The 12,500-nt window shown below is 37.1% G+C and carries 7 protein-coding genes and 2 rRNA genes (1 of these 9 running past the window's edge); all 9 read right to left on the bottom strand.

What is annotated here, in order from left to right; all coding sequences use genetic code 11:
- A 23S ribosomal RNA gene (locus tag QN089_RS00045) occupies positions 1-309 on the bottom strand (it extends 2,620 nt beyond the left edge of the window).
- 327 nt (positions 310-636) lie between these two features.
- A 16S ribosomal RNA gene (locus QN089_RS00040) occupies positions 637-2,184 on the bottom strand.
- The 16S and 23S rRNA genes sit together here, the layout of an rRNA operon.
- 426 nt (positions 2,185-2,610) lie before the next feature.
- Positions 2,611-3,684, bottom strand: coding sequence for an HD-GYP domain-containing protein (locus QN089_RS00035; protein WP_285215680.1), 1,074 nt, complete (start codon positions 3,682-3,684; stop codon positions 2,611-2,613).
- A gap of 153 nt (positions 3,685-3,837) precedes the next feature.
- Positions 3,838-6,321 (bottom strand): DNA gyrase subunit A, encoded by a 2,484-nt coding sequence (gene gyrA, locus QN089_RS00030; protein ID WP_285215679.1) that lies wholly within the window; start codon positions 6,319-6,321, stop codon positions 3,838-3,840.
- A 28-nt stretch (positions 6,322-6,349) separates the two neighbouring features.
- Complete coding sequence (gyrB, locus tag QN089_RS00025) at positions 6,350-8,269, bottom strand: DNA topoisomerase (ATP-hydrolyzing) subunit B (RefSeq protein WP_068456851.1); 1,920 nt, start codon at positions 8,267-8,269, stop codon at positions 6,350-6,352.
- A gap of 70 nt (positions 8,270-8,339) precedes the next feature.
- Positions 8,340-9,455: a DNA replication/repair protein RecF gene (gene recF / locus QN089_RS00020; RefSeq protein ID WP_285215678.1), complete on the bottom strand. Its 1,116-nt coding sequence runs from the start codon at positions 9,453-9,455 to the stop codon at positions 8,340-8,342.
- A gap of 3 nt (positions 9,456-9,458) precedes the next feature.
- Positions 9,459-9,695 (bottom strand): S4 domain-containing protein YaaA, encoded by a 237-nt coding sequence (gene yaaA, locus QN089_RS00015; RefSeq protein ID WP_409136396.1) that lies wholly within the window; start codon positions 9,693-9,695, stop codon positions 9,459-9,461.
- Positions 9,696-9,833: 138 nt separating this feature from the next.
- Positions 9,834-10,970 (bottom strand): DNA polymerase III subunit beta, encoded by a 1,137-nt coding sequence (gene dnaN / locus QN089_RS00010; RefSeq protein ID WP_285215676.1) that lies wholly within the window; start codon positions 10,968-10,970, stop codon positions 9,834-9,836.
- Positions 10,971-11,138: 168 nt separating this feature from the next.
- The gene (gene dnaA, locus QN089_RS00005; protein ID WP_068456863.1) at positions 11,139-12,482 is read right to left on the bottom strand and encodes a chromosomal replication initiator protein DnaA; all 1,344 of its coding nucleotides are present in this window, start codon (positions 12,480-12,482) and stop codon (positions 11,139-11,141) included.
- Between the last annotated feature and the right edge of the window lie 18 nt (positions 12,483-12,500).

Below are 12,500 nucleotides of genomic sequence, written 5' to 3'. Positions count from 1 at the left end.
GAGTGTCCTACAACCCCAAGAAGCAAGCTTCTTGGTTTGGGCTCTTCCCGTTTCGCTCGCCGCTACTAAGGGAATCGAATTTTCTTTCTCTTCCTTCAGGTACTTAGATGTTTCAGTTCCCTGAGTCTGCCATCAAAACGCTATGAATTCACGTTAGGATACTGTTCGATTAAAAACAGTGGGTTCCCCCATTCGGAAATCTCCGGATCAAAGCTTACTTACAGCTCCCCGAAGCATATCGGTGTTAGTGCCGTCCTTCATCGGCTTCTAGTGCCAAGGCATTCGCCATGCGCCCTTAATAACTTAACCTAATTAATTCCAATCTGCTGCGTAATACTTTGTCAGCTACACTTGTTCGAATGCTCATGTACGTATGTACACTCCGCTTCTCACTACGTTTGCTTTCGCGTCTTACTTGCATCTTGAAATAATTTTCACATAAGTTATTAAGCCTAAAAAATTAAAACTTAATAATTCAAAATCTATAAAAGAAATTTGTGTTTGTGTTACTTTCAATGTCGTTTTATCCAGTTTTCAAAGAACAAGTTTGAAGATCATTTGCATGAGCCTTCAAAACTAAACAGCAAGTAAGATAATCTGTAGAAGACCAAAGGTCTTTTCCGTTATATTCCTTAGAAAGGAGGTGATCCAGCCGCACCTTCCGATACGACTACCTTGTTACGACTTCACCCCAATCATCTATCCCACCTTAGGCGGCTGGCTCCTTACGGTTACCCCACCGACTTCGGGTGTTACAAACTCTCGTGGTGTGACGGGCGGTGTGTACAAGGCCCGGGAACGTATTCACCGCGGCATGCTGATCCGCGATTACTAGCGATTCCGGCTTCATGCAGGCGAGTTGCAGCCTACAATCCGAACTGAGAACGATTTTATGAGATTAGCTTACCCTCGCGAGTTTGCAACTCTTTGTATCGTCCATTGTAGCACGTGTGTAGCCCAGGTCATAAGGGGCATGATGATTTGACGTCATCCCCACCTTCCTCCGGTTTGTCACCGGCAGTCTCCTTAGAGTGCCCAACTAAATGATGGCAACTAAGAATAAGGGTTGCGCTCGTTGCGGGACTTAACCCAACATCTCACGACACGAGCTGACGACAACCATGCACCACCTGTCACCAATGTCCCCGAAGGGAAAATCCTATCTCTAGGACGGTCATTGGGATGTCAAGACCTGGTAAGGTTCTTCGCGTTGCTTCGAATTAAACCACATGCTCCACCGCTTGTGCGGGCCCCCGTCAATTCCTTTGAGTTTCAACCTTGCGGTCGTACTCCCCAGGCGGAGTGCTTAATGCGTTAGCTGCAGCACTAAGGGGCGGAAACCCCCTAACACTTAGCACTCATCGTTTACGGCGTGGACTACCAGGGTATCTAATCCTGTTTGCTCCCCACGCTTTCGCGCCTCAGTGTCAGTTACAGACCAGACAGTCGCCTTCGCCACTGGTGTTCCTCCAAATCTCTACGCATTTCACCGCTACACTTGGAATTCCACTATCCTCTTCTGCACTCAAGTTCCCCAGTTTCCAATGACCCTCCACGGTTGAGCCGTGGGCTTTCACATCAGACTTAAGAAACCACCTGCGCGCGCTTTACGCCCAATAAATCCGGACAACGCTTGCCACCTACGTATTACCGCGGCTGCTGGCACGTAGTTAGCCGTGGCTTTCTAATAAGGTACCGTCAAGGTACGTTCATTTCCTAACGTACTTGTTCTTCCCTTACAACAGAGTTTTACGATCCGAAAACCTTCATCACTCACGCGGCGTTGCTCCATCAGACTTTCGTCCATTGTGGAAGATTCCCTACTGCTGCCTCCCGTAGGAGTTTGGGCCGTGTCTCAGTCCCAATGTGGCCGATCACCCTCTCAGGTCGGCTATGCATCGTTGCCTTGGTAGGCCGTTACCCCACCAACTAGCTAATGCACCGCGGGCCCATCCTACAGTGACGCCGAAGCGCCTTTCAACTTCAAAACATGTGATTCGAAGGATTATCCGGTATTAGCCCAGGTTTCCCTGAGTTATCCCGATCTGTAGGGCAGGTTGCCCACGTGTTACTCACCCGTCCGCCGCTAAATCAGAGAAGCAAGCTTCTCGTCATTCGCTCGACTTGCATGTATTAGGCACGCCGCCAGCGTTCGTCCTGAGCCAGGATCAAACTCTCCATAAAAGTAGTTTGAAAGCTCATTTGCTTTGCTAGCGTTATCTTTTGATAACAATTGCTTATTCACTTAATGTGATAAGACTTGTTTGTGATTATCTTCTTGCTTGTTTAGTTTTCAAGGTTCATGTTGTTTCGTCGTCATCTTAACGACTTAATCATTATATCACGATAACTCCTTAGAAGTCAACAACTTTTTAAAAAAGTTTTTTGTGTCAGTTGGCATTTCTTAACTGGACAACTCCTTAATTATATAACAATAATTCATTGAAGTCAATTGCTTTTTTAAAATATTTTTATAACTGTTTTCCAACAGCAACTTTTATATAATATAATACTTTTTTATAAAGTGCAAGTTTTTTTATGAAATTAACTTTAGATTTTAAAAATACACCTTAGACTTACTGTCTGTGGTGTATTTCTAAAGTGTTTCTTCTATATATGAACTCGGTGAATAAATATGTTTCTTTTTAAACTCAAATCAATAATCTCGCCGCTATGTTCAATTTTAACAGTAGGTCGTGTAATTAAATTATTATTTGTATAAACAATCGTTCCGATTAATCCATTAGACAGTTCCACTACTGTACCTAAAGGTAAATCTGCTACTGACGCCAATAAGGCCTGAACGACATCTATACGATACTTACCAAATGCTGATTCTCTAATGACTTCTACTACTTTAAACACAGACTCTTTAGGTTTGTATAAACGTTCGCTAGTCATTGCATGAAATACATCTGCGATTGCAATAATATGAGCTACCTGTGTAATTGAATCATCTTTGACTCGATTAGGATAACCACTTCCGTCTAATTTTTCATGATGTTGAAAAATTGCGAGCTTCATTTCTTGTTTTAAAATCGGTATATCTTTTACCATCTTCAGACTATGAAGTGGATGATTCATGATTTCTTTAAATTCAAATTCATTTAAAGCACCTGGTTTCATTCGAATTCTCTTACTAATCTTCGCCATACCACAATCAGCTAACAAGGCAGCTGTTGCAATTTGTAGAACATCGCCTTTGTTATATTTCATCTTATTCGCAATAACAGCTGCTACTAAAGCTACTGCTACTGAATGATGGTAAATATATTCTCTAGAATCCGCATAATCATTCAATGTGAAGATTTTTGTGCGATCTGTAATCATCTCATCAATTAGCGGCATGACAATATCTCGTGCTTTAACGATATCTACTTTAGAGCCTGCTTCCCAGTTAGAAAATTCAGATTTAAATTTTTGCACACTTGTTTTAAGTTTTTTCTCAAAGTTCTGCTCATCTGTTTTAAAAATTTCTTTTGTATATACTACTTCTTTTTTAGATTCAATTGATTGTTTTGATATTGGAATCATCGATATATTGAACGCTTGAAAGACCATCAACATGTCACGGTCTACTCTTGTATCCTTATATGCGATTGGATACTGTGTGTTCGCTAAAATATCTTCTGCTAATACACTACCTAATTTTATTTCATCTAAATTAATTTTTACTGTATCCAACTCACTGCCTCCTCATTCTATTTTATAAAAAATCAATTCACATATTTCCCACTAAATAGTCTACTTTCATTAAATATACACCTAATTTTTATGTGTTCCAATATAAAAAGAAGAAATCACGCATATTAACGTGATTTCTTCTAAGTCTAACAACTATTCTTCTTCTGTAGATTCTTCTTCAACAATTTCGGATTCTTCTTCAGATGGATCTTCTTTTTCTACTTTCGCAACAGTCGCAACAAATTCTTCATCGGCTAAGCGAATTAAACGAACACCTTGTGTACTACGTCCAATTTGAGAAATATCATTTACATCCATACGAATTAACATACCGTTAATTGTGATCAGCATAATATCTTCTTCACCTGTAACTGCTTTAACTGCCACTACCGGACCATTTTTATCTGTAATTTGACATGTTTTAATTCCAACGCCACCGCGAGTTTGTAAACGATATTCTTCTTCTGAAGTACGTTTTCCATAACCTTTTTCTGTAACAACAAGAATCTCTTGACCTTCTTCTAAGATTTCCATGCCGACTACATAGTCTTCGTCACGTAAACGAATACCACGAACACCAGCTGCATTTCGTCCCATCGCACGAATATCTTGTTCTTTAAAACGAACTAACATCCCTTGATGTGTTCCGATAATAATTTCTTTTGTACCGTCTGTTAAACGCACTGAGATTAATTCATCATCTTCACGTAAAGAAATAGCAATCAAACCGTTAGTACGAATGTTTGCAAAGTTTGATAATGATGTACGCTTCGTTACACCTGTTTTTGTTGTGAAAATAAAGTAAGCATCTTCTTCATATGAAGGAACGCGAATCATCGCTGTTACTTTTTCATCTTTATCCACATTTAACAGATTCACAATCGGTAAACCTTTTGCTGTACGTCCAAACTCAGGGATTTCGTATCCCTTCGCTTTAAACGTTTTACCTTTTGAAGTGAAGAATAGAATTGTATCATGCGTTGAAGCATACATTAAATGTTCTACAAAATCATCTTCATTCGTTCCCATACCTTGAACACCGCGTCCACCGCGTCGTTGGCTGCGGTATGTATTAGCTGGTAAACGTTTAATATAACCGTTGTGTGTAAGTGTTAATACTGAATTTTCTCTTGGAATTAAATCTTCATCTTCAATCATATTCGCGCCACCAGCAATAATTTCTGTACGACGTGCATCATTGAAGCGTTCTTTTACTTCTGTTAATTCTTCATGAATAATCGCAATGATTTTTCCTTCATTTGCTAAAATTTCTTTTAATTCCGCGATTAGAGCTAACAAACCATTGTATTCTTCTTCGATTTTATCGCGTTCTAAACCTGTTAAACGTTGTAAACGCATATCAAGAATTGCTTGTGCTTGTCTTTCACTTAATGAATATTGCTCACCTAGCGCTCGCTTCGCTTCATCTGCTGTTTGTGAACTACGAATTAATTGAATGATTGCATCGATATGGTCTAGCGCAATACGAAGTCCTTCTAGGATATGTGCGCGATCTTCAGCTTTCTTCAATTCAAATTCTGTACGACGACGAATTACCTCTTTTTGATGCTCTAGATAATGATAAAGTGCTTCTTTTAAACTTAATGTTTGAGGCTGTCCATTTACTAAAGCTAGCATATTAATACCAAAGCTCGATTGCATCGCTGTTTGTTTATATAAATTATTCAAAACAACATTTGCATTTGCATCTCTACGTACATCGATCACAATACGCATACCGTTACGATCCGATTCATCTCGAATATTCGTAATGCCATCAATTTTTTTATCACGAACTAATTCAGCAATTTTCTCAATTAATCGCGCTTTATTTACTTGGTAAGGAAGTTCATTCACAATGATTACTTCTTTACCACTTGTTTTTTGTTCAATTTCAACTTTTGAACGGACAACAATTGATCCGCGTCCTGTTTCATAAGCACGACGAATTCCACTACGCCCAAGAATAAGACCACCTGTAGGGAAGTCTGGTCCTGGAATGATCTCCATTAATTCTTCTGTCGTAATTGCAGGATTTTCAGATACTGCTAAAACGCCATCAATCACTTCACCAAGTTGGTGAGGAGGGATATTTGTCGCCATACCTACAGCAATACCTGATGTTCCATTCACAAGTAAATTAGGATAACGCGCTGGTAATACAACCGGTTCACGTTCATTCCCATCGTAGTTATCTTTATAATCAATTGTATTTTTATTAATGTCACGCAACATCTCCATTGCGATTTTTGACATACGCGATTCTGTATAACGCATCGCTGCGGCACCGTCACCATCAATTGAACCAAAGTTACCATGCCCATCTACAAGCATGTAACGGTAACTGAAATCCTGTGCCATACGTACCATTGCTTCATAAATAGATAAGTCACCGTGTGGGTGATACTTACCCATAACATCCCCAACAATACGTGCAGATTTTTTATATGGTTTATCCGATGTACTACCTAGCTCTTGCATTCCATATAAAATACGTCTTTGAACTGGCTTCAATCCATCACGCACATCTGGTAATGCACGTGAAACGATTACGCTCATAGCATAATCTAAAAATGCTGTTTTAACTGTTTTAGTAATATTGACTCCTTTTACGCCGGAGTGATTTTCTTCAGACAAAACGTAAACCTCCTTTCAAAAACCTTACTTAAATATCTAAATCTGCATATACTGCATTCTCATTAATAAATTGACGACGTGGTTCTACATCATCACCCATTAATTGTTCAAATGCTTGATCTGCTTCAATTGTATCATCTAATTCAACTTGTAATAATACACGATGTTCTGGATCCATGGTTGTATCCCACAGTTGCTCTGCATTCATCTCACCAAGACCTTTATAACGTTGTGTCATTGGTTTTGGTTGACTTGGTAAACGATTTAAAATTTCTTGTAATTCAGCATCGCTATAACAGTATTCTAAATGCTTACCTTGTTTCACTTGATAAAGTGGTGGTTGTGCGATATACACATAACCTGCTTCAATCAATGGGCGCATGAAACGGAAGAAGAATGTTAATAGTAATGTACGGATATGCGCACCATCAACATCGGCATCTGTCATAATAACGATTTTATGATAACGCGCTTTTTCTAAATTAAATTCTTCACCAATACCTGTACCGATGGCTGTAATCATCGCACGAATTTCCTCGTTTGATAAGATACGATCTAAACGTGCTTTTTCAACGTTTAAAATTTTACCTTTCAGCGGTAAAATTGCTTGGAAATGACGATCACGTCCAGATTTTGCAGACCCACCTGCAGAGTCACCCTCTACAATATAAATCTCACAGTCAGCTGGATTACGAGATGAACAATCAGCAAGCTTACCAGGAAGGCTTGAAAATTCTAAAGCTGATTTACGACGTGTCATTTCACGTGCTTTTTTAGCAGCTACGCGCGCACGAGAGGCAATTAAACCTTTGTCGATAATTGTACGTGCTACATTTGGATTTTCTAATAAAAAACGTTCGAAGCGTTCTGAGAATAATGAATTCGTAATCGTACTAACTTCCGAGTTACCTAATTTTGTTTTTGTTTGACCTTCAAATTGTGGATCAGGATGTTTAATTGAAACAATCGCAACTAACCCTTCTCGTACATCTTCACCTGTAAGGTTCGCATCATTTTCTTTTATTAGATTATTTTTACGTCCATAATCATTAATCACACGTGTTAAGGCAGTTTTAAAACCTGATTCATGTGTTCCACCCTCATACGTATTGATATTATTAGCAAAAGAGAAAATATTGGATGCAAAGCCATCATTGTATTGCATTGCAATCTCTACAGAAATGCCGTCCTTTTCACCTTTCAAATCAATCGCTGGGTGAAGTGGATCTTTGTTCTCATTGATATGTTCTACATATGATTTGATACCGCCTTCGTAGTGGAACTCATCACGACGTTCGCTATCTGGTCGTTCATCAATAATAATCATCGTAATACCACGATTTAAGTATGCTAATTCTCGAATACGATGCGCTAAAATATCATATTCATATACAGTTGTTTCTTTGAAAATTTCTGGGTCTGCTTTAAAACGCGTTGTTGTACCATTATGATTTGTCTCACCAATCACTTTTAGCTCTTGTACAACTTGACCACGTTCAAAGATGATTTCATGGATTTTTTCATCACGATGAACTTGTACGCTTGTTTCGACAGATAGTGCATTTACTACTGAAGCACCTACACCGTGTAAACCGCCCGAAACTTTATAACCGCCACCGCCAAATTTACCACCTGCATGTAGTACTGTCATAATAACTTCTACAGCTGGCTTACCAACTTTTTCTTGTATATCAACTGGAATACCACGACCATTATCCTCTACGCGTATCCAATTATCTTTTTCAATTGCAACAGTAATCGTGTCACAGTAACCTGCTAAAGCTTCGTCAATACTGTTATCCACAATTTCCCACACTAAATGATGAAGACCTTTAGAACTGGTAGATCCAATGTACATACCTGGTCTTTTACGAACAGCTTCCAATCCTTCTAAAACCTGAATCTGCTCGGCATCATATGAAGCTGGATTTTTCTCTTCTAACGTCATAACTTGTTCCACCTACTCTTTCATATAACATTTAGATGTCTTTTGATTTGATAAGGTTCTGTAAATACTGTTACTCAGAATCTACAGAACCTTGTTTCACGTGAAACAATTTTGCTTCACGTATTGTATTGTGGTCAATGCCATCTACACTCGTTGTTGTAACAAATGTTTGTACATCGCCATGTATTGTGTTTAATAAATGGGATTGGCGATAATCATCTAATTCAGATAAAACATCATCCAATAATAAAATCGGCGCTTCTCCCACTTCTTGTTTAATTAATTCAATCTCAGCTAACTTTAAAGAAAGCGCTGTTGTACGTTGTTGACCTTGTGAACCATATACTTGTACATCATAATCATTTACCGTAAATTGTAAATCATCACGGTGCGGACCAAGTAATGTAACACCACGCTCAAGCTCTCGATTTTTTTGTTCTTTTAATTTAGCGAATAGATGTTCTTCCATAGTTGTCGAATCCCAAGAAGCTTCTAATCCACTTACAGCTTTATAGTGAATTTCTAACTTTTCTTTTTCCCTTGAGATTCCAAAATGAATAGGCGCAGCCCACTCTTGTAATAATTCCATGAATTCAAAACGTTTACGAATAACCTTCACTGCAGCGGCAACATATTGTTCAGTGAAAATATCAAAACTTAAATCATCTAAATTTCGTTTTCCCTGATTTTTTTTCAAAATGTGATTACGTTGTTTTAATATTTTTTGAAAACTAGATAAATCATGTAAGTAAGTCGGCGAAATCTGACCAATCTCCATATCTAAAAAACGCCTGCGCAACTGTGGACTTCCTTTGACGACATTTAAATCTTCAGGAGCAAACATGACTACATTCATTTGTCCAATATATTCGCTTAATTTACTTTGATTGAGGTGATTTGCTTTCGCTTTTTTACCTTTTTTGGAGATTGTAAGTTCTAGAGGAAGTTTTCCATATCGTTTTTGAATGTCTCCCTCTATTTTACCATACTCAGCGCCCCACTGGATTAATTCTTTATCATTCGATGTTCGATGTGATTTTGCCATCGCTAAAACATAGATTGCTTCCATGACATTCGTTTTACCTTGTGCATTTTCACCGATAAAGATATTAATCGTTTTAGAAAAATTTAATTCAAAAGAATTGTAATTTCGGTAATCATGTAATTTTAAGCGTTCAATATACATGCATTATTCCTCAAGAAATGCATCTTTCACAATAAATTTCCCTACCTCAGGTAACTCCACAATATCTTCGTGTCTTAATTTTCTTCCTCGGCGATCTTCTAACTCATCATTCACAAATACATCATTCTCAGCAAGGTACCATTTTGCTTGGCCTCCAGAACTAATAATGTCGACCATTTTTAAAAATTGACCTAATGTTACATATTCAGTGTCTATTACGATTTCGTTCACAGTTTTCATCCTTTTCATAACGATTCTTTATCTTTCTATTATACCGAATTTTGAGCAATAAGTAAAAATAGGTATTAAAAAAGCGAATTTAGCACCTGGTACTAAATTCGCTTGGGAAATAATTCACACTGTTGCTATTTTAAAATATTAATACGTACGCACAGGTAAAATCAGTTGTAGAATCGAGTCGTCATGAATTGAACGAATGATAAACGGACGCATCGCACCAGTGAATTGAATGATTACATCTTGACCATCGATTGATTTTAGAGCATCCATCATATATTTCGCACTAAATGAAATACGCAATTCATCACCCGTTAATTCTTGTACTTGAATTTCTTCTTCAACTTTACCAATCTCAGGTGAATTTGAAGAAATTTCGATTTGGCTTTGATCTAAAGTTGAAAAACGAACAACATTATTGCGTTCTTCACGTGCTAAAAGTGATGCACGATCGATTGCTTGTAATAATTCTTTACCGTTAATTTGTACAGTAGTTTGATATGTTTCTGGGATTAAGCGATTTGTATCAGGATAATTCCCCTCTAATAAACGTGAGAAGAAAAGAACATCTTCAGTTTTGAATAGGACTTGTTGATTTGTCATATAGATATTCACAGGTGTAGATGAATCTGAAAGAATTTTGCTTAATTCAGTTAAACTCTTCCCTGGGATAACAACACTTTCCACATCTTTTGGTAAGTTATCCAGCGTGACAATTCTACGTGCTAAACGATGGCTGTCTGTTGCAACGCAAATAAGCCCTTCTTCTGTAACTTTCCAATTTACTCCTGTTAATACAGGACGCGATTCACTTGTTGAAACTGCAAATACTGTTTCACGAATAATCGATTTTAATAAATCCCCAGGAATTGAAATTTGATTTTCTTCACTTACTTCTGGAAGCATTGGATATTCATTTGGTTCTAATCCGATTAAGTGGAAATCTGATTTACCAGAACGAATACGCGTTTGATAATTTTCAGTTACTTCAATTTCAACTTCATTTGTTGGTAATTTACGAATAATTTCGTTAAACATACGAGCTTGTAAAACAATTGAACCTGTTTCATCAATTTGAATTAATTGTTGACCGTCTTTTTCAGTTGGAATAAATGTTTGAATTGTAATATCTGCATCACTACCTGTTAAACGAATACCTTCTGTAGATACATCGATTTTAATACCTGTTAAAATTGGAATCGTTGTTTTTGAACTTACAGCTTTCATTACATCATTTAGTGCATTTAATAATTGATCTCTTACTATGTTGAATTTCATGTAAATAACCTCTCTTTATATATTATTAATTAATATTATTTTTAATAGTTTAAGTAATAGGGGGTGTGGATTCTGTGGATAACCCACCTCGTACGAATAAAATCAGTCTATCTGCTTGTAGATAGACTGTGTATAAGTGTGTGGTTAAAAATCTAATTTATCCACAAGCTAATTACTTAACTTGGTTTTAATCTGTTTAATATCATCTTGTAAAATTGCGTCTGTTTTTAATAAGGATGTAATTTTTTCATGTGCGTGAATTACAGTTGTATGATCACGCCCACCAAATTCTTCACCTATTTTTGGTAGTGAGGAGTCTGTCATTTCTCGTGATAAATACATAGCTACTTGACGAGGAAAAGCAATTGATTTTGTTCTCTTTTTAGCAGAAAAATCTTCAAGTTTAATACCATAGTGTTCCCCAACAGTCTTTTGAATATCCAAAATGGATAAAATTTTTGGAGTTGTTGAAGGCATGATGCTTTTTAAAGCTTCAGCAGCTAATTCAGCTGTTAAAGGTTGATTTAGTAAGTTTGAATAAGCAACAACTCGTGTTAAAGCACCCTCTAACTCTCGAATGTTCGAATCAATTTGACTTGCAATATAACTCATTACATCATCTGAAATTTGTAAACCATCTGCATCAGCTTTTTTTCTTAATATGGCAATACGTGTTTCTAAATCAGGTGGACCAATATCGATAATCAATCCCCATTCAAAACGAGAACGTAAACGATCTTCTAATGTTGGAATTTCTTTCGGTTGGCGGTCACTTGAAATAATAATTTGTTTAGACTCTTCATGTAGGGTATTAAATGTATGGAAGAACTCTTCTTGAGTAGATTCTTTTCCAGCTAAAAACTGGATATCATCAATTAATAACACATCTACTTTTCGGTATTTATTACGAAAGGCCTCCGTATTATTATCACGAATTGAATTAATAAATTCATTTGTGAATTTCTCCGAAGATAAATAAACTACTTTCGCATTTGGATCATGTTCTAGCACATAATGACCAATTGCATGCATTAAATGCGTTTTTCCTAAACCTACCCCTCCATGTAAAAACAAAGGGTTATAAGCTTTTGCCGGTGCTTCAGCTACAGCTAATGATGCAGCGTGTGCAAAGCGATTTCCTGGTCCGATTACAAATGTATCAAATGTATTTTTTGTATTTAACATTGCTGGAGAGTGATCATTTGCAACGACAGGTAACTCTTTTTTCTTACGTTTAGTTGATGGTTGAAAATCATCATCTGCTACTTCAGTAAAATGAATATCCAATGACGAACCCGTTAATTTTTTAACAATCCCTTGAATTGTAGTTACATAATTTTTAGCTAACCATTCTTTTGAAAATGAGTTTTCAGCTGAAACAACGAGTTGATCATCTTCATATGCAATTAATTCAGTTGATTTAAGCCAAGTATCAAAGCTTGGTTTCGATATGATTTTTTTGGCCTCATGTAACACCTGACTCCAAAAATGTTTTAGTTCTTCTTGGTTCAAAATCGTCTCTCCTTTCAA

The organism is Kurthia sp. YJT4, from assembly GCF_030219945.1.
Classification (GTDB): domain Bacteria; phylum Bacillota; class Bacilli; order Bacillales_A; family Planococcaceae; genus Kurthia; species Kurthia gibsonii.
The sequence above is the reverse complement of the archived record's forward strand: the minus strand, read 5'-3'. Positions and strand labels throughout refer to the sequence as shown.